23 protein-coding genes are annotated in these 23,467 nt (G+C 69.2%); 6 read left to right on the plus strand and 17 right to left on the minus strand.

The features are described from left to right. Positions 1-58: 58 nt before the first annotated feature. Positions 59-991, plus strand: a complete 933-nt coding sequence (locus ACODTB_RS16075; protein ID WP_291111701.1) for a LysR family transcriptional regulator — start codon at positions 59-61, stop codon at positions 989-991. Positions 992-999: 8 nt separating this feature from the next. Here the strand turns inward: ACODTB_RS16075 and phnY are convergent, their stop codons facing one another. From phnY to phnD, 6 genes are read right to left on the minus strand one after another with little or no spacing between them, the layout of a single operon-like run. Then, on the minus strand, positions 1,000-2,454 hold the full coding sequence (phnY, locus tag ACODTB_RS16080; protein WP_291111699.1) for a phosphonoacetaldehyde dehydrogenase: 1,455 nt from the start codon (positions 2,452-2,454) through the stop codon (positions 1,000-1,002). Further along, on the minus strand, positions 2,451-3,551 hold the full coding sequence (gene psrA / locus ACODTB_RS16085) for an iron-containing alcohol dehydrogenase PsrA (RefSeq protein ID WP_488929478.1): 1,101 nt from the start codon (positions 3,549-3,551) through the stop codon (positions 2,451-2,453). Before psrA ends, phnY begins: the two co-directional genes overlap by 4 nt. Positions 3,552-3,560: 9 nt before the next feature. Beyond that, positions 3,561-4,808 (minus strand): phosphonoacetate hydrolase, encoded by a 1,248-nt coding sequence (gene phnA / locus ACODTB_RS16090; RefSeq protein WP_291111695.1) that lies wholly within the window; start codon positions 4,806-4,808, stop codon positions 3,561-3,563. Continuing rightward, positions 4,808-5,626, minus strand: coding sequence for a phosphonate ABC transporter, permease protein PhnE (gene phnE, locus ACODTB_RS16095; protein WP_291111693.1), 819 nt, complete (start codon positions 5,624-5,626; stop codon positions 4,808-4,810). The genes phnA and phnE overlap by 1 nt, the downstream gene beginning before the upstream one ends. Continuing rightward, positions 5,623-6,453, minus strand: coding sequence for a phosphonate ABC transporter ATP-binding protein (phnC, locus tag ACODTB_RS16100; RefSeq protein WP_291111691.1), 831 nt, complete (start codon positions 6,451-6,453; stop codon positions 5,623-5,625). Before phnC ends, phnE begins: the two co-directional genes overlap by 4 nt. Continuing rightward, entirely contained in the window at positions 6,450-7,313 is an 864-nt protein-coding gene (phnD, locus tag ACODTB_RS16105) for a phosphonate ABC transporter substrate-binding protein (protein WP_291111717.1), read from the minus strand. The genes phnC and phnD overlap by 4 nt, the downstream gene beginning before the upstream one ends. A 231-nt stretch (positions 7,314-7,544) precedes the next feature. Here phnD and ACODTB_RS16110 point away from each other — a divergent pair, with 231 nt between their 5' ends. After that, a complete protein-coding gene (locus ACODTB_RS16110) occupies positions 7,545-8,450 on the plus strand; it encodes a LysR substrate-binding domain-containing protein (RefSeq protein ID WP_291111689.1) in 906 nt (301 codons plus the stop codon). A 7-nt stretch (positions 8,451-8,457) separates the two neighbouring features. On the opposite strand, the gene ACODTB_RS16115 is transcribed toward ACODTB_RS16110, so the two are convergent. Together ACODTB_RS16115 and ACODTB_RS16120 are read right to left on the minus strand one after the other, a co-directional pair. After that, positions 8,458-9,477: a zinc-binding alcohol dehydrogenase family protein gene (locus ACODTB_RS16115; RefSeq protein ID WP_488929479.1), complete on the minus strand. Its 1,020-nt coding sequence runs from the start codon at positions 9,475-9,477 to the stop codon at positions 8,458-8,460. A 36-nt stretch (positions 9,478-9,513) separates the two neighbouring features. After that, the gene (locus tag ACODTB_RS16120) at positions 9,514-10,605 is read right to left on the minus strand and encodes an alkene reductase (RefSeq protein WP_291111685.1); all 1,092 of its coding nucleotides are present in this window, start codon (positions 10,603-10,605) and stop codon (positions 9,514-9,516) included. 104 nt (positions 10,606-10,709) lie between these two features. Between ACODTB_RS16120 and ACODTB_RS16125 the strand changes: the two genes are divergently transcribed. Next, positions 10,710-11,627 carry a LysR family transcriptional regulator gene (locus tag ACODTB_RS16125; protein ID WP_291111683.1) on the plus strand — a complete coding sequence of 306 codons (918 nt, stop codon included), beginning with the start codon at positions 10,710-10,712 and terminating at the stop codon, positions 11,625-11,627. On the opposite strand, the gene ACODTB_RS16130 is transcribed toward ACODTB_RS16125, so the two are convergent. From ACODTB_RS16130 to ACODTB_RS16140, 3 genes are all read right to left on the minus strand, one after another. Further along, entirely contained in the window at positions 11,612-13,165 is a 1,554-nt protein-coding gene (locus tag ACODTB_RS16130) for an AMP-binding protein (RefSeq protein ID WP_291111682.1), read from the minus strand. The genes ACODTB_RS16125 and ACODTB_RS16130 overlap by 16 nt on opposite strands. Positions 13,166-13,178: 13 nt before the next feature. Next, a complete protein-coding gene (locus tag ACODTB_RS16135; RefSeq protein ID WP_291111680.1) occupies positions 13,179-14,309 on the minus strand; it encodes a DUF5938 domain-containing protein in 1,131 nt (376 codons plus the stop codon). Between the two features lie 278 nt (positions 14,310-14,587). Further along, a complete protein-coding gene (locus ACODTB_RS16140) occupies positions 14,588-15,394 on the minus strand; it encodes an SDR family NAD(P)-dependent oxidoreductase (protein ID WP_291111678.1) in 807 nt (268 codons plus the stop codon). Positions 15,395-15,535: 141 nt separating this feature from the next. Here ACODTB_RS16140 and ACODTB_RS16145 point away from each other — a divergent pair, with 141 nt between their 5' ends. Further along, on the plus strand, positions 15,536-16,198 hold the full coding sequence (locus ACODTB_RS16145; protein WP_291111676.1) for a TetR/AcrR family transcriptional regulator: 663 nt from the start codon (positions 15,536-15,538) through the stop codon (positions 16,196-16,198). Between the two features lie 6 nt (positions 16,199-16,204). Here ACODTB_RS16145 and ACODTB_RS16150 read toward each other — a convergent pair whose 3' ends face one another. Beyond that, complete coding sequence (locus tag ACODTB_RS16150; RefSeq protein ID WP_291111674.1) at positions 16,205-16,540, minus strand: DMT family transporter; 336 nt, start codon at positions 16,538-16,540, stop codon at positions 16,205-16,207. Further along, the gene (locus ACODTB_RS16155; protein WP_291111672.1) at positions 16,537-17,277 is read right to left on the minus strand and encodes an SDR family NAD(P)-dependent oxidoreductase; all 741 of its coding nucleotides are present in this window, start codon (positions 17,275-17,277) and stop codon (positions 16,537-16,539) included. Before ACODTB_RS16155 ends, ACODTB_RS16150 begins: the two co-directional genes overlap by 4 nt. Before the next feature lie 100 nt (positions 17,278-17,377). Between ACODTB_RS16155 and ACODTB_RS16160 the strand changes: the two genes are divergently transcribed. Then, complete coding sequence (locus ACODTB_RS16160) at positions 17,378-17,995, plus strand: TetR/AcrR family transcriptional regulator (RefSeq protein WP_291111670.1); 618 nt, start codon at positions 17,378-17,380, stop codon at positions 17,993-17,995. Positions 17,996-18,037: 42 nt separating this feature from the next. Here ACODTB_RS16160 and ACODTB_RS16165 read toward each other — a convergent pair whose 3' ends face one another. The 4 genes from ACODTB_RS16165 to ACODTB_RS16180 all read right to left on the minus strand — a co-directional run bounded on the left by ACODTB_RS16165 (position 18,038) and on the right by ACODTB_RS16180 (position 22,677). Further along, a complete protein-coding gene (locus ACODTB_RS16165) occupies positions 18,038-19,012 on the minus strand; it encodes a Bug family tripartite tricarboxylate transporter substrate binding protein (protein ID WP_291111668.1) in 975 nt (324 codons plus the stop codon). 31 nt (positions 19,013-19,043) lie between these two features. Next, positions 19,044-20,216: a tricarballylate utilization 4Fe-4S protein TcuB gene (gene tcuB / locus ACODTB_RS16170; RefSeq protein WP_291111666.1), complete on the minus strand. Its 1,173-nt coding sequence runs from the start codon at positions 20,214-20,216 to the stop codon at positions 19,044-19,046. Then, positions 20,203-21,621, minus strand: coding sequence for an FAD-dependent tricarballylate dehydrogenase TcuA (gene tcuA / locus ACODTB_RS16175; protein ID WP_488929480.1), 1,419 nt, complete (start codon positions 21,619-21,621; stop codon positions 20,203-20,205). Before tcuA ends, tcuB begins: the two co-directional genes overlap by 14 nt. A 96-nt stretch (positions 21,622-21,717) precedes the next feature. Beyond that, a complete protein-coding gene (locus ACODTB_RS16180; protein WP_291111662.1) occupies positions 21,718-22,677 on the minus strand; it encodes a LysR family transcriptional regulator in 960 nt (319 codons plus the stop codon). A 139-nt stretch (positions 22,678-22,816) separates the two neighbouring features. Here ACODTB_RS16180 and ACODTB_RS16185 point away from each other — a divergent pair, with 139 nt between their 5' ends. Next, entirely contained in the window at positions 22,817-23,416 is a 600-nt protein-coding gene (locus ACODTB_RS16185; protein ID WP_291111660.1) for a TetR/AcrR family transcriptional regulator, read from the plus strand. The last annotated feature ends 51 nt before the right edge of the window (positions 23,417-23,467 follow it).

Genomic DNA, 23,467 nt, shown 5'->3' on the forward strand with positions numbered 1-23,467 from the left:
AATGCAAACCGAGATTTCAGACATGCCCAAAAAAGCATGCCTCAACCGGAGACTCCCGATGAACCCGAACGACTTCCGCCTGTTCCTTGAAGTGGCCGAGCTCGGCAGCTTCACCAAGGCGGCGGCACTGCGGCAGACGGTGCAGTCGCACATCAGCCGGCAGATCGGCGAACTGGAGAAACAGTGCGGCGGCGCGCTGTTCCGGCGCACCGGGCGCGGCGTGACGCTGACCGACCTGGGCCGCCACGTGGAGGCGCGCGTGCGCGGCTGGGTGCGCGACACGGACCAGCTGCTGGCCGACATCCGCGTCGATGCCGGCGAACCCATGGGCGAGGTGCGGCTGGGCATCCTGCCCTCGGCGGCGCACCCGCTGATCACCCACGTGTTCCTGCGCCTGCAGGCCGAGTTTCCGAAGATCAAGCTCAACGTGCGCGAGGGCCAGGGCGGCGAGCTGGACGCACTGCTGGACATGGGCAGCGTGGACATGGCCATCCTGTTCCGCTACCAGAAGCCCACCAGCGCGGACGAGCAGCTGCTGGCCGTGGCCGGCACCTACCTGGTGTCGCGCCCGGACGACCCGCTGACGCAGAACGACACCTTCGAATTCGCGCGCCTGGCCGGGCTGCGCCTGGTGCTGCCTCGGCGGCCCGCGCACTGGCGGGCGGTGCTGGACGAGACGGCGCGCAGCAAGGGCTTCGTGCTGCAGGCCGAGGTGGAGGCCGATTCGCTGCGCGTGCAACGCGAACTGGTGGCCCACACGCGCGGGCTGTACTCGCTGCTCGGGCCGTTCTCCATCGACGCCGAGCTGCGCGCGGGCCGGCTGCGCGCCTCGCGCGTGGTCAACCCCGACCTGCGGCGCCACGTGACGCTGGCCCTGCCGAAACAGGGCCAGCTCACGCCAGCGAGCAAGATCGTCGCGCGCATGCTGCGCGAGACGGTGGAGGGCTGGGGGAACCGGCTCAGCGAGCCGGGCGGTTCACCGGCACTCTAAGGGGCTGTTCACCACGGCAGGGTGAAGGTCTTGCCGTTGCAGAAGGACTTCATGGCCTCCTGCACACCTTCCTTGTAGCCCAGGCCCGAGTCCTTGATGCCGCCGAAGGGCGTGAGTTCGATGCGGTAACCCGGCACCTCCCACACGTTCACCGTGCCCACCACCAGCTCCTTGGCGAAGCGCGTGGCGTGGTCCATGCGGTTGGTGCAGATGCCCGAGGACAGGCCGTAGGCCGTGCCGTTGGAGATGCGAATGGCTTCGTCGATGTCGCGGAACGCGATGATGGGCGAGACCGGGCCGAAAGTTTCTTCGCGCACCAGGGTCATCTCGGGCCGCACGTTGTCCAGCACCGTGGGCGCGTAGAGCGCACCTTCGCGCTGGTTGCCGGTGAGCAGGCGCGCGCCCTGCGACACGGCTTCGTTGACCAGGCCCTGGAAACGCTCGGCGGAGGCGGCGTCGATCACGGTGCCCATGTCCATGCCGCCGTCCATGGGGTCGCCGTGTTTCCAGCGCCGCGTCTTCTCGACGACAAGTTCGGTGAACTCGGCCGCCACCGAGGCTTGCACCAGCATGCGCTTGACCGCCGTGCAACGCTGGCCGGAGTTCTTGTACGAGCCCTGCACCGCGAGGTCGGAGGCCTTGTCGAGGTCGGCGTCCTCCATCACGATCAGCGGGTCGTTGCCGCCGAGTTCGAGCACGATGCGGCGGTAGCCCGCTTTCTGCGCGATGTACTTGCCGATGGGCACGCCGCCGGTGAAGGTGATCAGGTCCACGTGCTCGTTGACCAGCATCTCGTCGGCGATCTCGCGCGGGTCGCCAGTGACCACCTGGAACATCTCGGGCGGCAGGCCGGCCTCGTACAGGATGTCGGCCAGGAAGTAGGCCGAGAGCGGCACCTTCTCGGACGGCTTGAGCACCATGCGGTTGTTGGTCGCGATGCTGGGCACCACCTTGTGCGCCACCTGGTTCATGGGGTGGTTGAACGGCGTGATGGCGGTGATCACGCCTTGCAGCGGCTCGCGCATCGTGATGACCTTGCGCTTCTTGCCGTGCGGCGTGAGGTCGCAGGAGAACACCTGACCGTCGTCGCGCAAGGCCTCGTTGGCGCCGAACACCAGCACGTCGGCCACGCGGCCGATCTCGTACATCGAGTCCTTCCTGCACAGGCCGGATTCGAGCGTGATCAGCGTGGAAGCCTCTTCGGCGCGCGCGCGCAGCAGGGCCGAGGCTTTCTGCAGGATGCTGGAGCGCTCGTAGCGCGTGAGCGTGGCCTGGTAGGACCGGGCGATGTGGTACGCGCGGCGCACGTCGTCCAGCGTGGCCAGGGGCACGGTGCCCACGCGCTCGCGGTTGTAGGGGTTGATCACGTCGAGCGTGCGCTCGCGAGTGATGCGGTCGCCGCCGATGCGCAGCGCCTCGGCGCGGAAGTGTTCGCTGTCGCGCAGGGGGCTGCGTGCGTTCATGCCAGGGTCTCCTCGGCGCTGCCAATGAAATTCTTGCCGCGCGCGCCGCCCTGGGCGTGCCGCACCATCTGTTCGGCTTCCTCGTCGCTCACGCCGTAGTCGCTGAAACGGGTCTTGACGCCGAACTGTTCGATGAACCGGGCCAGGCGCACGGGTGCGTTGGCCAGCGGCCCGCCCAGCGCCTGTTCGAGCACCGCGTCGCGGTCTGCGCGGCGGCCGATGGCGCGCGCCAGCACCATGGGCAAGGGAAACGAGCAGGCGATGCCGTGCGGCAGGCCGTAGCGCAGCGTCATCTCGTACGAGATGGAGTGCGCCAGCGCCGTCTTGGTGTTGGAGAACGCCATGCCGGCCTTGAGCGCGGCCAGCGCCATGCGACCACGCAGCTCCAGGTTGCCGAGCTCGCGCATCAGGCGCGGCAGCACGTCCAGGATGTCGCCCACGGCGGAGATCGCGAAGGCGTCCGAGATCGGGTTGGCGTTGACGTTCCAGATCGATTCGAGCGCGTGCGACAAGGCATCGAGCCCGCTCTGCAGCGTGACCGAGGCCGGCAGCGAGAGCATGAGCTCGGGGTCGATGATGGCCGCGCTGGGCCAGGTCTGCGGCAGGTGCAGCGAGTACTTCTTCTGGCTTTCACGGTCCCAGATGGTGGCCCAGGGCGTGACTTCGCTGCCGGTGCCGGCGGTGGTGGGCACGGCGATCAGAGTCTTGACCGCGTGCGGGGTGAAAGCCGCGCCGGTGGCCAGCAGGTCCACCAGTTCCTGGAAGCGGCCGCTGGCGGTGCCGACCATGAGCGCCTTGGCGGTGTCGATGGCGCTGCCACCGCCCACGGCCACGATGACCTCCACGTCGGCGTGCGCGCGCCAGAAGGCCTCGTGGGTCGCGGCGAGTTCGGCCACATCGGGGTTGGGCAGCACCTGGTCGATCACGCAGGCCAGCTGGGCGCCGAGCACGCCCTCCAGCCGGGCCAGCAGGCCGAGCTGGCGCGCCTCGGGGAAGGTCACCAGCGCGGCCTTGCGGCCTCCCAGCAGCTTCGGCAGCGACAACAGGGCCCCTGCCCCGTACACGCTGTGCACGGGATTGAAGTAGTTCGAGGTCATGAAAGGCCTTCAGGCGGTCGTGAGAACGGCGTGGTTGAGCGCCAGGTCGAAGATGTCGAAGTTGCGCAGCCGGCGCCCGGGGATGAGGCCTTGCAGCTTGCGGTTGAACAGCAGTGGCACCTTCTGCTCGGACAGGCCGCCGTGCGAGCGCAGCGGCACGGTGAGGCCGCTGAGGTCGTGCTCCGAGGCGCGCGTGCCCAGCACGGTGAGGTGGTCGGAGATCACCACCAGGTCGCCGATGCGGTCGGGCGGCAGCTCGAAGCGCTCGGCGGCTTCCTCGCGCGTGAGCACGGCTTCGATGCCGTCGTGGCTCATCAGGGCGCTGGCGATGGTGCGGGCGTTGGCGCCGCGCGGCAGGTAGACGGTGGCGAAGGAACCGAGCGCGCCGTGGTGCACCACGTAGGGGTCGGTGATGGGCAGGATCACGCGGCTGCCGCTGGCACCGGCGGTGTCGTCCAGCACCTCCTGCAGGAAGACGACGCGCGGCTGGCCGGCGGCATCGGTCTTGGGGCTCATGCCGTGGTCGGCGGTGAGCGCGATCACCGCACCGAGCGCGTCGAGCTGGGCGAGGTAGCCGTCCATCATGGCGTAGAAGTCGTTCGCGCCCTGGGTGCCGGGCGCGCACTTGTGCTGCACGTAGTCGGTGGTGGAGAGGTACATCAGGTCGGGCCGGCGCGTCTCCAGCAGCTTCACGCCAGCGGCGAACACGAACTCGCTCAGGTCGGCGCTGTAGACCGAGGGCACGGGCTTGCCCACGAGCTCGAGCACGCGGTCGATGCCGCTGTCGGCCACGGTGGCCTTGTCGGCCTTCTCGGCCGAGAAGCAGATGCCGCCTAGCAGCTGGTGGCCCAGCAGGGTGCGCAGCTTGTCCTTGGCGGTGACCACGGCCACGCTGGCCTCGGCCCGGGAAAACGCGGCCAGCAGCGTCTCGGCACGCAGGTAGGCCGGGTCGTTCATCATCACTTCCTTGCCCAGGGCGGTGTCGAGGAAGTAGTTGCCGCAGATGCCGTGCACCGAGGGCGGTGCGCCGGTGACGATGGACAGGTTGTTCGGGTTGGTGAAGCTGGGGACCACGCAGTCGCCGACCAGCGAAGTGCCCTTGGCGAGCATCTTCTTCATGAAGGGTGCCACGCCGGCCTGGATGGCCTGCGTGATGTAGTCGGGCTCGCAGCCATCGACACACACCACCACCACCGGCTGCGCCGGCTTGTGGTACTCGCGGTGATTGACCTTGAGTTTGAATTGGTCCGGGGCCATCAACGTGCTCCTTGTTGGATCCAAGCGCGAAGCTTGCTGGAAACGTAATCGGCGGTCATGACCATGGCCACGATCACGAGAATGCAGGTGGCCGTGTCCTGGTACTGGAACAGCTTCATGCTGCCCACCAGTTCGAAGCCGATGCCGCCCGCGCCCACCATGCCCAGCACGGTGGCCTGGCGCAGGTTGGTCTCGAAGCGGTAGAGGATGACGGCAATCCAGGTTGTGACCACCTGCGGCAGCACGCCGAAGATGATGATCTGGATCGGGCCCGCGCCGGTGGAGCGCAGGGCTTCGATCGGGCCCTGGTCGATGTCCTCGATGGACTCGGCGAAGAACTTGCCCAGCATGCCGGCACCGTGCAGCGCGAGGGCCAGCACACCCGGGAACGGGCCCAGACCGACGGCGGCGACGAAGATCAGCGCGAGGATGATCTCGTTGATGCCGCGCATGATGTTGAGCACCTGGCGCATGAAGTGGAACACCACGGGGTGCGGCGAGAGGTTGCGCGCGGCCAGGAAACACACCGGCACCGCGAGCACGAAGGCCAGCAGCGTGCCCCAGATCGCGATCTGCACGGTCTCGATGGCGGGCGTGACCAGCTTGGACGCGAATTCCCAGTTGGGCGGGAACATGCGCGAGAGGAAGTCGCTGATCCAGGGTGCGCCCTTGACCAGCTCACTGAAGCTGACCTGGCTGCCGATGGCGGCCCACCAGATGACGGCGAGCAGGGCCAGGCCGGTGACGGCGTATTTCCACCAGCCGTCGTTGCCGCCGCTCTTGGCGACGAGCAGGTTGTAGCGTCCGATGCCGATCATGGTTGCTCCAGAGCCAGTTGGGGAGCGGCGTGCGCCGCGACAGGGGTCGGCACGGCCACCGAGGCCGCCGGTGCTTCGGGCGGGGTGGGGCCTTCAAGGCCACCGGGGTAGATGCGCTGCAGCACCTCGTCGGTGAGTTCGTCGGGACGGCCCTCGAACACGATGCGGCCACCGGCCACGCCGATCACACGCTGGCCGAACTCGCGCGCGTAGTCCACCTGGTGCAGGTTGCAGATGACGGTGATGCCGGAGTCGCGGCTGGCCTGCTGCAGGTAGCGCAGCACCTTGCGCGAGGTCTTCGGGTCCAGGCTGGCCACGGGCTCGTCGGCCAGGATCACCTTGGGGTGCTGGGCCAGCGCGCGGGCGATGCCCACGCGCTGCTTCTGCCCGCCCGAGAGCGTGTCGGTGCGCACATCGGCCTTGTGTTCGAGCTCGACGCGGTGCAGGCATTCGCGCGCGGCGTCGATGTCCTCGCGCGGAAACAGCTGGAACCACGACATCAGCGCGGGCATGGAGCCCAGGCGGCCGGTGAGCACGTTCTTCAGCACCGAGAGGCGCGGCACCACGTTGTAGTGCTGGAAGATCATGGCCACGTCGCGGCGCACCTTGCGCAGGCCGGCGCGGTCGCCGCGCGAGAGTTCGCCGTCCACCCGGATCTCGCCGCCCGAGGGCTCGGCGAGGTGGTTGATGCAGCGCAGCAGCGTGGACTTGCCCGCGCCCGAGGCGCCCAGGATCACGACGAACTCGCCCTTGGCCACGCTCAGGCTGACGTCGTGCAAGGCCACGAAGTCGCCATAGCGCTTGGTGAGGTTGCGGATCTCGATCATTTCATCTTCCTCAGATCGAGGTTGAGCAGCTTGGCGGTGTCGCGGATCACGTTGTAGGCCGCGTCGTTGGTGGGGTGAAAGCCGTTGAGCTGACCCTGGTCGGACCACGGGATGTCCTTGACCTGCAGGAAGGCGGCCTGCACGCGCTTCTTGAGGTCGGCCGGCAGGTCGGTGCGCCACACGGTGGGCGACTCGGGGATGGGGTCGGACTTCCACACCTCGACCAGGTCCTCGCGCTTGGCCAGGCCCTTGGCGATGGCGGCGTCCAGGATGCGGTCGGCGATGGCGGCGGCGTCCACCTTCTTGTTCTGCACCGCGATCGCGCTGGAGTCGTGCGAGCCCGAGAAGATCACGCGGCCGAAGTCCTTGTCGGTGTCGAAGCCCGCCTTCATCAGACCGGCCTTGGGGAACAGGTGGCCCGAGGTGGAGCTGGGGTCGACGAAGGCGAAGGTCTTGCCCTTGAGGTCGGCCACGGTCTTGATGCCGCTGTCTTTGTGCGCGATGACCTGGCTGTGATAGAAGGTGCGCCCGGCCTTCTTGGTCTCGGCCACGGCGAAGGCCTCGATGGGCGCGATGGTGGCGCCGAGCACGTAGGAGAACGGGCCGAGGTAGGCCACGTCCAGGCGCTTGGAGCGCAGCGCCTCGATGACGCCGTTGTAGTCGGCCGCCACGAAGGGCTTGACCGGCATGCCCAGCGCGGCGGACAGCATGTCCATCATCTTCTGGCTGTTGGCGATCATGGCGCGGGAATCTTCCGACGGGATCAGGCCGACGGTGAGCACCTGTTGCGAGCGGGCCGGGAAGGCCAGCGTGCCGGCCACGGTGGCGGCGGTGCCGATCAGCACCTTTCTGCGATTCATCATGAGCTTGTCTCCGGGGGTTTGTAGGGGCATGAAATTTCTCCATCTTTGGCTGGGCGGAAGTGCCCGGCTTGGAGTTTTTCAGCCGGGTGTGACGCGCCTGTGACAACGATGAAAAATCACGAGCATTCGGTGGTTCTGGCGACTCCTGCACTGCTCTGGACGTCAGTAAACCACCGCCGCTGGTCTGCGACCAATTCAAAGATTGGCGGAGTTCTATACAATTTTTCTATGCGACTCACCCAGCTCCGATCCTTCTACGCCGTGGCCCGCATGGGCAGCTTCACCAAGGCCGCGGAGCACCTGCACGTGAGCCAGCCCACCATCACCACGCAGGTGCGCTTTCTCGAGGAGAGCTACAAGGTGGAGCTGTTCCACCGCAGCGGGCGCCGCGTGCAGCTCACGCAGCTGGGCGAACAGCTGATGCAGCTGGCGCAGAACATCTTCAGCCTGGAGGGCGACGCGGTGAGCCTGCTGCGCGACGCGGGCGAGTTGCGCACCGGCCAGCTGCGCGTGGCCGCCGTGGGGCCGTACCACGTGACCCGGATGCTGGCGGACTTCAGCCAGCACTACCCCGACATCAAGGTCAGCGTGAGCACCGGCAACTCGCAGGACGTGCTGGACCGCCTGCTCGACTACCGCGCCGACGTGGGCGTGCTCGCGCAGCTGGTGAAGGACGACCGTTTCCTCTCGGTGCCGTTCAGCCGCCACCCGGTGGGCATCTTCACCGCCAGCGAGCACCGCTTCGCGCGGCGCCGCAGCATCCGGCTGGCCGAGCTGCAGGGCGAGCGCATGATCCTGCGCGAGCAGGGCTCGACCACGCGCAAGGCGCTGGAGCAGGCCTTGAACAAGGCCGGCGTGGCGCCCGAGGTGGTGATGGAGATCAGCAGCCGCGAGGTGATCCGCGAGGCCGTGTCACAGGGCATCGGCATCGCCGCCGTGTCCACGGTGGAGTTCGTGCCCGGCCCGGGCCTGCACCTGGTGAGCATCAGCGACGCGGACATCTTCACCTACGCGCACGTGCTGTGCCTGGCCGAGCGGCGCAGCGCGCGCATGGTGCACGCGTTCTTCGAGACCGTGTCGCCACCCGCCGACGCCACGCCCCGCGCGGCGCACAAGAAGGCGACCAGGCGCTAGGAAAGCCTCAGGCCCAGCCTTCCAGCACCACCTTGCCGCGCGCCTGGCCCGACTCGATCAGGGCGTGGGCGCGCTTGAGGTTGGCGGCGTTGACGGGGCCGAAGTGCTCGGCCAGCGTGGTGCGGATCAGACCGGCGTCGACCAGCGCGGCCACCTCGTTGAGCAGGCGGTGCTGGCCGACCATGTCGGCCGTGCCGAACAGCGCGCGCGTGAACATCAGCTCCCAGTGCACCGAGACCGACTTGCGCTTGAACTTGGTCACGTCCAGCGAGGCCGGGTCGTCGATCAGGCCGAACTTCCCCTGGGGCGCGATGGCCTCGACGATCTGGTCGAAGTGCGCGTCGGTCTGCGTGAGGCTCACGATGTGGTCCACCTGGGGGAAACCGATGCGCTTCAACTCGGCGGCGATCGGCTGGCCGTGGTCGATCACGTGGTGCGCGCCCAGCGCCTTCACCCAGGCCTGCGTCTCGGGCCGCGAGGCGGTGCCGATGACGGTGAGGCCGGTCAGCCGCGTGGCCAGCTGCGTGAGGATGGAGCCCACGCCGCCCGAGGCGCCGATGATGAGCAGCGTCTGCGCGCTGGGCGCCTTGCCGGGGGCGACGCCCAGGCGGTCGAACAGCATCTCCCAGGCGGTGATGGCGGTGAGCGGCAGCGCCGCGGCCTGCGCGAAATCGAGCGACTTCGGCATGTGGCCGACGATGCGCTCGTCCACCCGGTGCAGCTCGCTGTTGGTGCCCGGGCGCGCGATGGAGCCGGCGTACCAGACGCGGTCGCCCGGCTGGAACAGCGTGACCTCCGGCCCCACGGCCTTGACGATGCCGCTGGCGTCCCAGCCCAGCACCTTGTAAGCCTCGCCCTCGGCCGGCGCGCTGCTCTTGCGCACCTTGGTGTCCACCGGGTTGACCGACACGGCTTTCACCTCGACCAGCAGGTCGCGGCCCGTGGCCACGGGCTCGGGCAGGGTGATGTCGATCAGCGAGTCGGCGGCGCTGATGGCCTGGGGCTTCTGGTATCCAACGGCTTTCATGGTCTTGCTTTCAGAGGAGGTGACAGAGGGAGGCATTCAGGCCGCGACAGCGTAGTCCGTGTAGCCGCGCGCGCCGCCGCCGAACAGTGTGGCCGGATCGAGCGCGGCCAGGGGGAGGTTGGCGGCCAGGCGAGCCGGCAGGTCGGGGTTGGCGATGAAGGAGCGGCCGAAGGCCACCAGGTCGGCCAGCCCGCTCTGGAGGATGGCCTCGGCGCGCGGCGCGTCGTACTTGCCCGCGACGATCACGCGGCCCTGGTAGGCGCGGCGCAGGTCGTGGCGGAAGGCGTCGGGCACCTGGCGCGCGTCGTCCCAGTCGGCTTCGGCCAGGTGGAGGTAGGCCAGGCCGATCTCGTCCAGCTGCTTCGCCAAGTGCAGGATGGTGGGCACGATCTCGGGGCAGTCCATGTTGCGCTGGGTGATGTAGGGCGCCAGCCGCATGCCGGTGCGCTCGGCGCCGGCTTCGCTGGCCACGGCAGCGGCCACCTCGGCGGCGAAGCGCGTGCGCTGCGGCATGCCACCGCCGTAGGCGTCGGTGCGGTGGTTCGAGGTGGTGCGCAGGAACTGGTCGATCAGGTAACCGTTGGCGCCGTGGATCTCCACGCCGTCGAAGCCGGCGCGCATGGCGTTGGCGGCGGCGCGGCGGTAGTCGCCGATCGTGCGCTGGATGTCCTGCAGCGTCATCGCCCTCGGCACCGGGGCGTCCACCATGCGGCCCACGCCGTCCTCACCCATCACCCAGACCTTGGCGTCGGGCGAGAGGGCCGAGGGCGCGAGCGGCAGGCCGTCGGCATGGAAGCTGGGGTGCGACATGCGGCCCACGTGCCACAGCTGCAGCACCATGCGCCCGCCCGCCGCGTGCACCGCGTCGGTCACGCGGCGCCAGCCGTCCACCTGGGCCTCGCTGTGGATGCCGGGCGTGAAGCTGTAGCCCTGGCCCTGCGGCGAGATCTGGGTCGCTTCGGACACGATCAGGCCGGCACCGGCGCGCTGCGCGTAGTAGGTGGCCATGAGCGCGTTGGGCACGTTGCCGGGCTGGCTGCTGCGGCTGCGTGTGAGCGGCGCCATCACCAGGCGGTTGGGCAGCTGCAGCGGGCCGAGTTCAAGGGGGCGGAACAGGTGGGAGGGCATGGTGGGCTTTCGGTGAAGTGGGAATGGACAGCATGGTCTCCCGATCCGTTCATTTGAAAAACCACCTGGCTTTTGAATGCATCCTCAAGCAGAATTTGAAAATCATGAAAGCCCTGCAGGACCTGGACATCTTCGTGCGCACCGTCGACAGCGGCAGCCTGTCGGCCACGGCGCGCGCGCTCGACCTCACGCCCGCCGCCACCAGCGCGGCCCTCAAGCGGCTGGAAGCGGAACTCGGCGTGCCGCTGTTCGTGCGCTCCACGCGCAGCCTGCGGCTCACGCAACAGGGCGAGCGCTTCCTCGAACAGTGCCGCCCCGCACTGGAGGCGCTGCAGCAGGCGAGCCAGCAGATCGGCGCGGGCGAGCAGGCCTTGCAAGGCGTGCTGCAGCTCGCCGCGCCGTCCGACCTGGGGCGCAACCTGCTGCTGCCCTGGCTCAACGAGTTCCAGGACACGCACCCGCGCGTGGACGTGCGCCTGCTGCTCTCGGACAGCATCGCCAACGTCTACAGCAACCCGGTGGACGCGGCCTTCCGCTACGGCAAGCCGCGCGATTCCAACCTGGTGGCGTTGCCGCTGGCGGCCTCGCACCGGCGCGTGCTGTGCGCCTCACCGGCCTACCTCGCGCGGCACGGTGCGCCCGCCACGCCGCACGAGCTGAGCGGGCATCACTGCCTGTGCTTCATGCTCTACGACGAGGTGCACGACCGCTGGCGCTTCTCGCGCGGCGACGCCGAGGCCGAGATCACGGTGCGCGTGAAGAGCGTCAACGTCTCCAACGACGGCGACGCGGTGCGGCGCTGGGCCCTGCTGGGCAAGGGCATCGCCTACAAATCGTTCTTCGACGTGGCCGATGACCTGGCGCAAGGCCGCCTGCAGGCCCTGTGCACCGACTGGACCACCGAAGCCGTGCCGCTGTTCCTGGTGCTGCCCAGCCGGCGCCAGCTCACGCCGCTGGTGCGCTGCCTGCGCGACTTCATCGTGGAGCGCACCGGGCCCCTGCTGGCTCAGGCGCCGGTCTGACGGTTCAGCCGCGCCAGCAGCTCGGCGCGGATGTCCTTCTTCATCACCTTGCCGACCTTGGAGCGCGGCAGGTCGGGCCAGACCTCGACCCGCTTGGGTGCCTTCACGCTGCCGATGCGCGCCTTCACGAAGGCGATGATCTCCTCGGGCTGCAGGCTGCGGCCCGCGTGCGGCTGCAGCACCGCCACCACCGCCTCGCCCCACTTCTCGTCGGGCAGGCCGATCACGGCGCTGTCCTGCACATCGGGGTGCTGCATCAGCGCCTGCTCGACCTCGACCGAGTAGACGTTGAAGCCGCCGGTGATGATCATGTCTTTCGCGCGGTCGACGATGTAGAGAAAACCGTCCGCGTCCAGCCGGCCGATGTCGCCGGTGTGGTGCCAGCCGAAGCGGCCAGCCTCTTCCGTGGCTTTGGGGTCCTGGTAGTAACCCATCATCACCAGCGAGCTGCGCACCACGATCTCGCCGGTGCCGCCCGGGGGCAGCAGCGCGCCTTCGCTGTCCATGGTCGCCACCTGCACCAGCGGGCCGGGCCGCCCGGCGGACGAGAGGCGCTCGCGCGCCACGCTGCCGTCGGCGTGGAAGTGCTCGCGCGGCGACATCATGGAAATCATCATCGGCGCCTCGGTCTGGCCGAAGAGCTGCGCCATCACCGGGCCGATCTTGACCAGCGCCTCTTCCAGCCGCGCGGCCGAGATCGGCGCGGCGCCGTACCAGAAGCACTGCAGCGAATCGAGCTTCGTCGTCGCCAGCCGCTCGTGCTGCAGCAGCATGTAGATCAGCGTGGGTGGCAGGAAGGTGTGGGTGACGCGGTGGCGCTCGATCAGCGCCAGGAACTCGCCCAGGTCGGGCCTGGGCATGATGACCACGCGCCCGCCCAGGGCCATCACCGGCAGGCACAGCACGCCGGCCGCGTGCGTGAGCGGCGCGAGCGCGAGGTAGGTGGGCCGGCCGTCGAACGGGTAGCCCATGAGCGTGAGCGCGCTCATGGTCTCCAGGTTGCGGCCCGAGAGCATCACGCCCTTGGGTTGGCCGGTGGTGCCGCCGGTGCCCGCGATCATGGCCAGGTCGTCCACCGGAGGCACCTCCAGCGGCTCGTCGCTGGTGCCGTCGGTCCATTGCGCCCAGGAGGGCGCGAAGGGCAGCACGGCGTCGAGGCACACGCACACGCGCACCTTGGGCAGCTGCGCGCGCATCTGCTCGACCATGGGCGCGTAGGCGCTGTGGAAGATCAGGCAGCGGCAGTCGAAGGCGTCGAGCACGTGGCGGTTTTCCGAGGCCTCGTTGCGCGGGTTCACCGGGCACCAGACGGCGCCCGCGCGCGAGATGCCGAACACGCAGGCGAACGCCAGCGCGTCGTTGCTGGACAGCACCGCCACCTTGGCGCCGGGCTCGATGCCGGTGCGCGCGAGCGCGCGCGCCACGCGGTGGCTGATGCGCCGCACGTCGTCGTAGCTCAGGTCCATGCCACCCATCGAGAGACAGGGCGCGTCCGGGCCGAGCATGGCCCCCTTGTCGAGGTAGTCGATCAGCCGCATGGAAGGGCCTGTTTCACACGTGCACGGTCAGCACCGGCGCCTGCACCAGACCGAAGCCGCGCAGCGCACCGAGCAGCTCGTGGTGCCCGAAGGCCTGGCAGCCCGAGGCGAAACCCACGCGCTTCGGTGGCTGCTGCAGCAGCCAGTTGGCGGCGAAGGCCTGCATCATCCCGGTCTGCTTGTAGTTGCAGTTGCCGAAGATGACGCAGTGCGCGCGGCCCAGCGGACCCGAGGCGTGCACCGAATCGACCGACTTGTTGATGCGCGGGTTCTCGCGCGGCGGCATGGTGTTCATCACGCCGGCCGCGGTCTGCGCGAGCGCGGCGTAGCGCTCGTCGGGGTTCATGTCCTTGGTGGCCTCCAGCGCGGCGGCCACGATCAGCGGCACGCCCTGCATCAGCGGCTTGTTGAACACGCCGCCCAGCACCTTCACGTTGGCCACGCGCGGGTCGCGCCTGAACCACACCGGGTGCGAGGTGCCGCCCCAGGGCAGGGCCAGCGCCATCTCGTGCTGGCCGGGAATGGCGAGCTGGTAGAGCCCGGCGTCGGGTTGCCATTCCACGTACTGGTTCTGCTGCAGGTGGAACGCCTTGGAGGTGGCGGCGTTGACCAGGATGGTCTGGGTGGACGCGATGGTGGGGCTGCCGCCCCAGAACACCGCGATGTCCAGCGTGTCCAGGCCCGGCGTCTCCAGGCAGATCTGCGCGGCGATCTCGCCGGTGGTGTACATCTGCGCCAGGCCGGGCGAAAGCAGCAGGCCGGCGTTGGCGAACTTCTCGCCGTACTGCTCGTCCAGCGTGATCAGCCAGTCCTGCTCGCCGGTGGTGTCGGTGTAGTGGCACTTCGCGGCCAGGCAGGCCTGCACCACCTCGGGGCCGAACTTCGCGAACGGGCCCACGGTGTTGAGCACGACCGAGGCGCCCTTGAACAGCTCGGTGAGCGCCTTGACCGAATGCTCGACCTCCACCACCTCGAAGCTCGCGGTCTCGACGCCGGGCACGTTGGCCTGCATCGCGGCGTTGAGCTTGTCGGCACTGCGGCCGGCGGCGATGAAGGGAATGTTGTACTCGCGCAGGTACTCGCAGACCAGGCGGCCGGTGTAGCCGGAGGCGCCGTAGACGATGACGGGTTTCTTGCTGCTCATGGTGTTCTCCTAGGGCCTGTTAACCCTATTTTTTTCGAGTGCGAAGGGGTTGAAAACAGCGCCAATCGAGGCGCGCGACGACGGCCAGACTGGATGTCTGGCCTAGGAGTGCAACGAAGAGTGGCGTTGTTTTCAACCCCTTCCCTTCGGGTTGCGGCCAAAAAGGCCATGCGCCGCGTTGCGAAGCCTCGCCGGGCCGCCGGCCCGTCTGCGTTTCGCGCCTTGCGCATGGCCTTTTTGATCCGCAACGCATCTTGAAAAAATAGGGTTAGCAGGCCCTACATGCCCATGCCGCCGTCGACCGGCAGGCCCGCGCCGTTGATGAAGCGGGCCGCATCGGAACAGAGGAAGACCACCGCGTCGGCCATGTCGCCGACCTCGCCGAGGCGGCCCGAAGGCGTCTGCTCGATGATGGCGCCGACTGCCGCCTCGGGCGAGGCGAACAGGCCGGCGGCCACCACGTCACCGGCGAGCTTCATGCCCATCTCGGTCGGCACCAGGCCGGGGTAGATGCAGTTCACGCGCACGCCGTAGCCAAGCTTGCCGGCTTCCATCGCGGCCACGCGGGTGAGGCGGTCCACCGCCGACTTGGTCGCCGAGTAGCCGGCGATGGCGGGGAAGGCGATGGTGGCGGCCACCGAGGCGATGTTGACCACCGCGCCACCCTTCCCGGCGGCGCCGTTGGGTCGCATGGCGCGGAAGGCGTGCTTGAGGCCCAGCGCGGTGCCGACGATGTTCACGTCCAGCATCTTGCGCAGCGCCTCGGGCTCGATGTCGGCCACCAGCGCGGTGACCTCGATGCCGGCGTTGTTGATCAGGATGTCGAAGCCGCCCAGCATGTCAACCGTGGCTTTCACCGCCGCCTGCCAGTCGGCCTCCTGCGTCACGTCGAGCTTCACGAAACCGGCCTTCGCGCCACCGGTGACGGGGAGCTTGCCCGCTGTCTCCTGGCCGAGCGACGTGAGCACGTCGCCAATCATCACCGAGGCTCCCGCTGCCGCGAGCGCCTGCGCCATGCCTTCGCCGAGGCCGCGCGCGCCCCCGGTGACCAGGGCCTTGCGGCCGGTCAGATCGAACTTCGCCATGTTTGTCTCCTGTGTGTGTGGACCGTGTTCTTCGAGGAACGGCTCCATGCTACGGAGCTTTCTTGACAAGTGTCAAGATTTTTCTTGACGACTGTCCAAACTTGATTGGCGCGGGTGGTCGGCCGTCCTTACAATGGCCCGATGAGCAAAGCGCCCCCCCGCAACGACAAGTTCAACGAACGCCGCGCCGAACTCGGCGAGGCCGCGCTGCAGACGCTGGCCGACCTGGGCTACGCGCGCACCAGCCTGCGCGAGATCGCGCAGAACTCGGCGTTCTCGCACGGCGTGCTGCACTACTACTTCACCGACAAGCTCGACCTGATCCTGTGCAGCGTGCGCCAGTACAAGGCGCGCTGCGTGACGCGCTACGACGAGGTCACGACGACCTCCACTCACTTCGAACAACTGCTCGACGGTTTTGTCGAGGCGCTCGGCGAGACGCTGCGCACCGAGACCACCATGCACCGGCTCTGGTACGACCTGCGCTCGCAGGCGCTGTTCGAGGAGGCGCTGCGCGACGATGTGGAGGCCATCGACAAGAGCCTGGAAAAGATGATCTGGCGCGTGATGCAGCGCCTCTCGGAGCTCGCAGGGGCACCGGTGAAGGTGCCGAGCGAGGTGGCCTACGCCCTGCTCGACGGCCTGTTCCAGCAAGCCCTGCTCAAGCACCTCTCGGGTGACAGGAAAGCCATCGCCACCATGCAGGCCGGCGTGCGCCTGGTGCTGCTGCAGATGGTCGATGCGCCCGCGCCGCCGCGCGCCCGCAAGGCGGCGCCACGGCGCAGGCTCGCCACCGCCGCCTGAGCAGCGCTACGTGGTGGCCTTGAGGCCGGCCACGCCGACCAGGATCAGGCCCATGCAGGCGAGCCGGAACGGGTCGCCGCTCTCCCCCATCCAGGTGATGCCCGACAGCGCCACCGTCACGCAGCCCACGCCCACCCAGACGGCGTAGGCGGTGCCCATGGGCAGGTCCCGCAGGGCCAGCGTCAGCAGGCCCAGGCTCAGCGCGACCACGCCCAGGCCGATCACGCTGGGCCAGAACACGGTGAACTCCTGCGAGCGTTTGAGCGCGATCAGCCACACGGGCTCCAGCAGGGCCGCGAAGAGCAGGATCAGCCAGGCGGTTTTTTCCTGGGAGGCAATCATGCGGCGTACCCCCCATCGACGGCGATCGATGCGCCCGTGATGAAGCGCGCGCCATCGCCGGCCAGGAAGGCCACCAGCGCCGCCACCTCGTGCGGCTCACCGTACCGGCCCAGCGCCACATGGGCGCGCTCGCCCTCGGCCTGCGGGCTGTCCGCCGGGTTCATGTCGGTGTTGATCGGGCCGGGCAGCACCAGGTTGGCCGTGATGCCGCGCGGCCCGAGGTCGCGCGCCAGGCCCTTGGTGAGGCCGACCAGCGCGGCCTTGCTCATCGCGTACAGGCTCCAGCCCGCCTCCGGCACGCGCTCCGAGAGGCAGCTGCCGATGCTGATCACGCTGCCGCCCGGCGCCATGTGCGGCACTGCGGCGCGCGTGGCGATCACCGTCGCGGCCATGTGCACGGCGACCAGCGCGTCGAGCTGCGCGTCGGTGGTCTCGTCGATGGCGCCGCCGGCATAGATGCCCGCGTTGTTGACCAGGATGTCCAGCCGGCCATGCACCTCGCGCACGCGGTCCACCGCGGCGGCCAGGGCCTGGCGGTCCGCGCTGTCGGCCTGGATGGCGCTGCAGCGAACGCCCTCGGCCACGATGCCGTCGCGGGTGCGCTGCGCCTGCGCCGAGGGGTGCTGGTGGGTGAAGGCCACTTCGGCGCCGTGCTGCGCGAGCTGGCGCGCGATGGCCGCGCCGATGCCCCGGCTGCCGCCGGTGACGAGCGCCACTTTGCCCTGGAGCGGTTTCATGTCGAGTCCTTTTCGTAGTGATGACTTCAAAATGGTAGAAAGGCGTGCCGGTTCGCGCCCGGCCCGAATTCTTCGACCACTCATACAGAAAGGAAACGCCATGGCCACCCGAGGTCGCCCACCCGGTTTCGCGCGCGATGCCGTGCTCGCCAAGGCCATGCTGGTGTTCTGGGACCGCGGCTACGACGGCACGTCCATCGCCGACCTCACCACGGCCATGGGCATCAACCCGCCCAGCCTCTACGCGGCCTTCGGCTCCAAGGAGGCGCTGTTCCGCGAGGCGGTGGATCTCTACGAGCGCACGGAAAACCCCGAGGCCGAGCTGGCGCTGACCGACGAACCCACGGCCTTCGAGGCCATCGCGGCCATGCTGCGCAGCCACGCCATCGCCTACGTGAACCCGAGCCGGCCCAGCGGCTGCATGGTGGTGCTCGGCGCCACCGTGGGCGTGCCGGCCAACGAGAAGGTGCGCGCCCACCTGCGCGAGCTGCGCCTGCGCGCGCAGGACGCGATCCAGCACCGCATCGAGTGCGGCATCGCCGACGGCGACGTGCCGCCGCAGGTCGACTCGGCGCTGCTTGCGATGTACTACACCACGGTGCTCGAGGGCCTGTCGATGCAGGCGCGCGACGGCATGGGCGAGGAACAGCTGCTGCGCATCGTGGACTGCGCGATGGCCTCGTGGAGCAGCTCGCTGGGCGTCGCCTCGACGCGCTAGCAGCTGGCGCCCTGCGGCCTCGGCCGCGAAACGCCCCGCGCCTCAGTTCGCCGTGATCTTGCGCTCTCGCACGATCGCGCCCCACTTGGCGTCTTCCTTCTTCATGAACTCGGTGAGTTCGGCGCGGGACGTGGGCTGAGGCGTGAGCCCGTGCTCGTTGAGGGCCGCCTTCACCTCGGCGTCGTTGAGCGCCTTGACGATCTCCTGGTTCCAGCGGTCGAGCAAGGCCACGGGCGTCTTGCCGGGAGCGACAAAGGCATACCAGTTCAAGGCCTCGAAGCCCGGGTATCCCGCTTCGGCGACGGTGGGGACATTGGGCAGGTAGGCCGGCCGGGTCGGCCCGGTCGTGGCCAGCGGCACGAGCTTGCCGGTTTCGATGTGCGGCAGGGCGGTGGGCGGCGCGGAGAAGTAGGACGCGACCCGCTCGCCGAGCAGGTCCTGCAGCGCGGGCGCGCCGCCCTTGTAGGGCACGTGCACCATGTCGATGCCCGCGCGCTGGTTGAAGAGTTCACCGGCCAGGTGCGAGGCTGAGCCGGCGCCCGTGGAGGCGAAGTCCAGACTGCCTGGCTTTTTCTTCTCGAGCGCCACGAACTCGGCCAGGGTCTTCACGCCCAGGCCCTTGCGCGCCACCAGCACGTTCGGAAAGTTCACGCCACCGGAGACCGGGGCCAGGTCCTTGAACGGGTCGTAGGGCAGCTTCATGAGGTGCGGGGCGATGGTCAGCGGACCGATCGAACCGAACAGCAGCACCGTGCCGTCGGGCGCGGCGTTGGCGACGAACTGGTGGGCAATGTTGCCGCCCGCACCGCCTTTGTTGTCGACCACCACCGACTGGCCGATGTTGGCCGCGAGCTTCTTCGCGATCAGGCGGGCGGCCGCATCGGCGGCGCCGCCGGCCGCAAAACCCACCACCAGCGTGACCGGCTTCCTGGGCGGAAAGTCCTGGGCTTGCGCGTGGCCGAGTGCCAGGGTGGAGGTCGCGAGCACGGCGGCCCACAGCAGTTGTCGTTTCTTCATCGTGGGTCTCTTCTTTCTGGGGTGGGGAAGTTCAATCCGCGCTCAGGCCAACGGGGTTCGGCTGCCGCTTCTCCACCGCGAACCGCAGCAGCGAGGCGGTGCGGAACACGCCGTGCGCGAACTTGCCGTAGGGCAGCGTGGCGAACAGGGCCATCACCGCACCGAGGTGCAGGCACAGCGCGATGGCGAGCGCCGGCGTGCCGCGCAACAGCCACAGCGCCAGGCCGGTGGCGCTGGTGAGGAACAGCAGGGCGATGAAGCCGAGGTCCATCGGTTTCTGCGCGATGTCGCCATGCAGCGGATGCCGGCGCCGGTTGAGTCGCCACAGACCCGTGGTGCCGATCAGCAGGCTCACGCCGCCCACCACGCCGAGCAGCTTGGGCAGGCTGGGCAGTTCGTAGGGTGCGACCCAGCCGAACACATAGTGGTAGACCGTGGCCACACTGGTGGCGGCGAAGCACAGCATGAAGCCGTAGAAGGTGAAGTGGTGGTAACGGCGGCGCGAGAGGGTGTAGGCGTCGTCCTCGTTGGGGCAACCGTCGCCGTGGCCACCGTCGAGGTACTTGAGCCGCAGCGCGTCGTGCGCGGCTTCGCCGGTGGCCGGCAAGTTCAGGGGCCCGCCGCTGGTGGCGGGGGTGACGTCGCGCCAGAAGCGGGTGACGCCCATGCCGAGCGCGAACACCACGAACAGGAACACGGGCGCGAACAGGCTGACCAGCAGGTTGTGCGGGAACAGGTGGTAGAAGTTGCCGGCCAGGTCGCTGGGCCACAGGCTGCCCTTGAGCGCGACGGCAAGCAGCAGGAACAGTGCGAGGCCGGCGGCGAGTGCCACGCTGAGCGTGAGGCCGTTGCGCTGGTAGAGCCCGCCCAGCGTGGGCGGCCAGGCGTAGTCGGCATAGGTCTGCCCGCGCACCTCGGCCATGGCCTGGGGCACGTTAACGGCGAATTCGTGCGGCGGTGCGTACTGGCAGGCGTGCAGGCAGGCGCCGCAGTTGTGGCAGAGGTTGGCGAGGAAGTGGATGTCGGCCTTGCCGAACTCGAGCCGGCGCGTCATGGCCGGGAAGACCGCGCAGAAGCCCTCGCAGTAGCGGCAGGCGTTGCAGATCTGCATCTGGCGCGCCACCTCGGTTTCGGGTGCGGAGAGCACGACCTCGCCCTGGGCGAGCGCGCGCGCGTCGCGCGCGAGGGCTTCAAGCGCCTGCATGCTGCGCTCCTTTCACGGCGGCCCGCGCCGCGTTCGTGCCGGCGATGCGGCCGAAGGCGGTGCCGATGGACATGCCCACGCCGGCGGTGTAGCCCTTGCCGAGCACGTTGCCGGCCATCATCTCGCCGGCCACGAAGAGGTTGGGGCTGGGCCGGTCGTTGAAGCGCACGGCGGCGGTGTGATCGGTGCGCAGGCCGAGGTAGGTGAAGGTGATGCCGGGGCGCAGCGCGAAGCCATAGAAGGGGGCGGTGTCGATGGGGCGGGCCCAGTGGGTCTTGGCCGGTGTCAGGCCTTTGGTGTGGCAGTCGTCGAGCGCGGTGTGGTCGAAGGTGCCGACGCGGCAGGCGGCGTTGTAGCTGTCGAGGGTCTGCATGAAGGTGTCCACGTCCAGGCCAAGCTGGCGCGCGAGGTCGGGCAGGGTGTCGGCTTTCACGCCCGGGAACACGGGCGGCATGAAGCGGCCGATGGCCTTGCTGTCGATGATGGAGTAGCCGATCTGCTGCGGTTGCTGGGCGACGAGGCGGCCCCAGATGGCGTAGCGCTTGGGCCAGAAGTCTTCGCCTTCGTCGTAGAAGCGGCGCGCCTCGCGGTTGACCACCACGCCGAGCGAGACGCAGTCGATGCGGGTGCAGATGCCGCCGTCGTAGAGCGGCGCGCGCGCGTCGATGGCGACCATGTGGGCCTGCGTGGGGTCGCCGATGCGGTCGGCGCCGTGGTCGTCCAGCAGGTGCTTGAGCAACACGCCTTTGTTGTAGGCCGTGCCGCGGATGAGGAAGTTGTCGGCCGGCCATTCGCCGCGCTCGTTCTGGCCCCAGGCTTCGCGCAGCCAGTCGCGGTCGGACTCGAAGCCCCCGGCGGCGAGCACGCAGCTTCTGGCGGTGATGCGCTCGCCGCTGCGCGTGAGCGCGGCGACGAAGCGGCCGTCCTGGACCTCGATGCGGTCCACCGGCGTTTCGTAGCGCACGCGCACGCCGAGCTTTTCAGCGCTGCGGTAGTAGGCGTTGACCAGCGCCTTGCCCCCGCCCATGAAGAAGGCGTTGGTGCGCGCGACGTGCAGCGCGCCCGAGAGTGGCGGCTGGAAGTGAACGCCGTGGCGGCGCATCCAGTCGCGGCAGCTCGACGAGGCACGGATGGTCAGGCGCGCGAGGTGTTCGTTGGTCTGGCCGCCGGTGACCTTGAGCAGGTCCTGCCAGAACTCTTCTTCGGGGTAGGCCTCGACCAGCACGTCCTGCGGCGCGTCGTGCATGCAGCGCAGGTTGCGGGTGTGGCCGGAGTTGCCTCCGCGCCACTCGCGCGGTGCGGCTTCGAGCAGCAGCACGCGGGCGCCGGCTTCGCGCGCCATCAAGGCGGCGCACAGGGCGGCATTGCCGCCCCCAATCACCAGGACATCGGGTTCTTCCAACAAAAATCGCTCCTCACGGCTCGCCGGGACCGCCCGACCATGGCCCGCACTGTAGGGAGCGAACGGCCGCCGGTGAAGCTCACCGGCGGCATGGGGGCATCACGGATCGTGATGCCAGAGCCGGGTGCCGGGCCACTGGCCGCCCTGCACCAGCGCCTGCAGGGTGTCGCGGATCACGACCCGGGTGGCCAGCGCGGCGGGCGAGAGTTCGCCCTCGGACAGGCTGCACAGCAGGTTGACGCGGTTGGCCTGCGCGTCGTCGATGCGCACCAGCGCGTAACGGTGCGCGGCGTCGGGTGCGGGGCCCACGGCGGCATGCGGCTGCAGGGTGGCACCCAGCCCGGCGTCGACCGCCCGCATCACCAGCGAGAGCGAGTCCACCTCCAGCACCACGCGCGGCACCACGCCGGCGCGGGCGAACGCGGCGTCCAGCGCGCTGCGCAGGCCGTGCGGCCCGGTGGGCAGGATCAGGGGTTCGTCGCCCAGGTCGGCCAGTCGCATGCTGGCCGGGCGCGGTCGGGGGTCGTGCCGCGGCGCGATCAGGAACAGGTCTTCCGACAACAGCGGCTGCACCTGCCAAAGGCGGCTGCCACGGCCGTCGGGCTGGGTCTGCAGGCGGGCGTCGAACAGCACGGCGAGATCGAGCTCGCGCGCGTTGAGCATGGCCGCGAGGTGGCCGGACATGCTTTCCACCATGTGCAGGCGCACATCCGGGTATCGCGCCTGCATGGCCTGGATCAACGGCAGGCCAAGCATGGCAGCGGTCGTGGGCGCCAGCCCCACGCTCACCGTGCCCGAGAGGCGGGCCTGCTGCGCGGCGCGCACGGCCTGGGCGGCGTGGCGCAGCGTGAGCTGGGCCTCGCGGAAGAAGGCGGCACCGGCATCGGTGGGCACCACGCCGCGCGGCGTGCGCTGCAGCAGGCGGGTGCTGAGCTCACTCTCCAGACGGCTGATCTGCTGGCTCAGGGCGGACTGCACCAGATCCAGGTCGATCGCGGCCCGGCCCATGGAGCCCAGCTCCACCACCCGCACGAAGTAACGCAGTTGTCGCAGTTCCAAAACGGTCTCCGGGCCTGGTTGCCATCACGCATCGTGATGCCCCGGATGATCGCACGGGGGCCCCCGCGCCGGGCGCGGTTGCGCCGTTGATCGGGTGAAATATGATGGTCGTCATATTGATGGCTACAATCCCGCCACCATGGAAATCGCGCCCAGCCGCAAGGCCCTCACGCACGAACGCATCGTCGACACCGCGTCGCGGGCGATCCGCCGCGCGGGTTTCCAGGGCGTGGGCGTGGCCGACATCATGAAAGAGGCCGGCCTGACCCACGGCGGCTTCTACGCCCACTTCGCCTCGCGCGACGCGCTGCTGGCCGAGGCCCTGGCGCACGCCGGGCAGCAGAGCGCGGCGCGCATCGCCAAGGGCAACGCCGCGCGCGAGGCCGAGGGTGCGAGCCCCCTGCGTGCGCTGGTGGACGGCTACCTGTCGGAGCGCCATCTGAGCGCCACCGAAAACGGCTGCGCGGTGGCGGCCCTGGTGTCGGAGATGCCGCGCCAGTCGCCCGATGTGCGCGCCGCCGCCGCCGAGCGCGTGCGCGGCCTGGTGGCGGCGGTCGAGCGCGCGCTGCCCGAGGGTGCGGTCCCCGGCCTGGCCGCTGCCATCGCCAGCCAGCTGGTGGGCGCGCTGCAGCTGGCGCGCGCGCTGGGCGACAACGCCGAAGGCAAGGCCCTGCTGGCCGACAACCGCCGCGCCTTGCTGGCGCAGCACGACGTTTCTTCGTCTTCCCCTTCCACCTGAACCCGGCCGGCTTTCATGTGCCCCGCTTTTTTTCGCCCACAAATATGACGA

It is taken from the genome of Hydrogenophaga sp. FG152 (assembly GCF_057809615.1).

What these genes read in the sequence shown, in the direction of transcription:
- ACODTB_RS16075 (WP_291111701.1), top strand. Translation starts at nt 59, where the DNA reads ATGAACCCGAACGACTTCCGCCTGTTCCTTGAAGTGGCCGAGCTCGGC.
- phnY (WP_291111699.1), bottom strand. Translation starts at nt 2,454, where the DNA reads ATGAACGCACGCAGCCCCCTGCGCGACAGCGAACACTTCCGCGCCGAG.
- psrA (WP_488929478.1), bottom strand. Translation starts at nt 3,551, where the DNA reads ATGACCTCGAACTACTTCAATCCCGTGCACAGCGTGTACGGGGCAGGG.
- phnA (WP_291111695.1), bottom strand. Translation starts at nt 4,808, where the DNA reads ATGGCCCCGGACCAATTCAAACTCAAGGTCAATCACCGCGAGTACCAC.
- phnE (WP_291111693.1), bottom strand. Translation starts at nt 5,626, where the DNA reads ATGATCGGCATCGGACGCTACAACCTGCTCGTCGCCAAGAGCGGCGGC.
- phnC (WP_291111691.1), bottom strand. Translation starts at nt 6,453, where the DNA reads ATGATCGAGATCCGCAACCTCACCAAGCGCTATGGCGACTTCGTGGCC.
- phnD (WP_291111717.1), bottom strand. Translation starts at nt 7,313, where the DNA reads ATGAATCGCAGAAAGGTGCTGATCGGCACCGCCGCCACCGTGGCCGGC.
- ACODTB_RS16110 (WP_291111689.1), top strand. Translation starts at nt 7,545, where the DNA reads ATGCGACTCACCCAGCTCCGATCCTTCTACGCCGTGGCCCGCATGGGC.
- ACODTB_RS16115 (WP_488929479.1), bottom strand. Translation starts at nt 9,477, where the DNA reads ATGAAAGCCGTTGGATACCAGAAGCCCCAGGCCATCAGCGCCGCCGAC.
- ACODTB_RS16120 (WP_291111685.1), bottom strand. Translation starts at nt 10,605, where the DNA reads ATGCCCTCCCACCTGTTCCGCCCCCTTGAACTCGGCCCGCTGCAGCTG.
- ACODTB_RS16125 (WP_291111683.1), top strand. Translation starts at nt 10,710, where the DNA reads ATGAAAGCCCTGCAGGACCTGGACATCTTCGTGCGCACCGTCGACAGC.
- ACODTB_RS16130 (WP_291111682.1), bottom strand. Translation starts at nt 13,165, where the DNA reads ATGCGGCTGATCGACTACCTCGACAAGGGGGCCATGCTCGGCCCGGAC.
- ACODTB_RS16135 (WP_291111680.1), bottom strand. Translation starts at nt 14,309, where the DNA reads ATGAGCAGCAAGAAACCCGTCATCGTCTACGGCGCCTCCGGCTACACC.
- ACODTB_RS16140 (WP_291111678.1), bottom strand. Translation starts at nt 15,394, where the DNA reads ATGGCGAAGTTCGATCTGACCGGCCGCAAGGCCCTGGTCACCGGGGGC.
- ACODTB_RS16145 (WP_291111676.1), top strand. Translation starts at nt 15,536, where the DNA reads ATGAGCAAAGCGCCCCCCCGCAACGACAAGTTCAACGAACGCCGCGCC.
- ACODTB_RS16150 (WP_291111674.1), bottom strand. Translation starts at nt 16,540, where the DNA reads ATGATTGCCTCCCAGGAAAAAACCGCCTGGCTGATCCTGCTCTTCGCG.
- ACODTB_RS16155 (WP_291111672.1), bottom strand. Translation starts at nt 17,277, where the DNA reads ATGAAACCGCTCCAGGGCAAAGTGGCGCTCGTCACCGGCGGCAGCCGG.
- ACODTB_RS16160 (WP_291111670.1), top strand. Translation starts at nt 17,378, where the DNA reads ATGGCCACCCGAGGTCGCCCACCCGGTTTCGCGCGCGATGCCGTGCTC.
- ACODTB_RS16165 (WP_291111668.1), bottom strand. Translation starts at nt 19,012, where the DNA reads ATGAAGAAACGACAACTGCTGTGGGCCGCCGTGCTCGCGACCTCCACC.
- tcuB (WP_291111666.1), bottom strand. Translation starts at nt 20,216, where the DNA reads ATGCAGGCGCTTGAAGCCCTCGCGCGCGACGCGCGCGCGCTCGCCCAG.
- ACODTB_RS16185 (WP_291111660.1), top strand. Translation starts at nt 22,817, where the DNA reads ATGGAAATCGCGCCCAGCCGCAAGGCCCTCACGCACGAACGCATCGTC.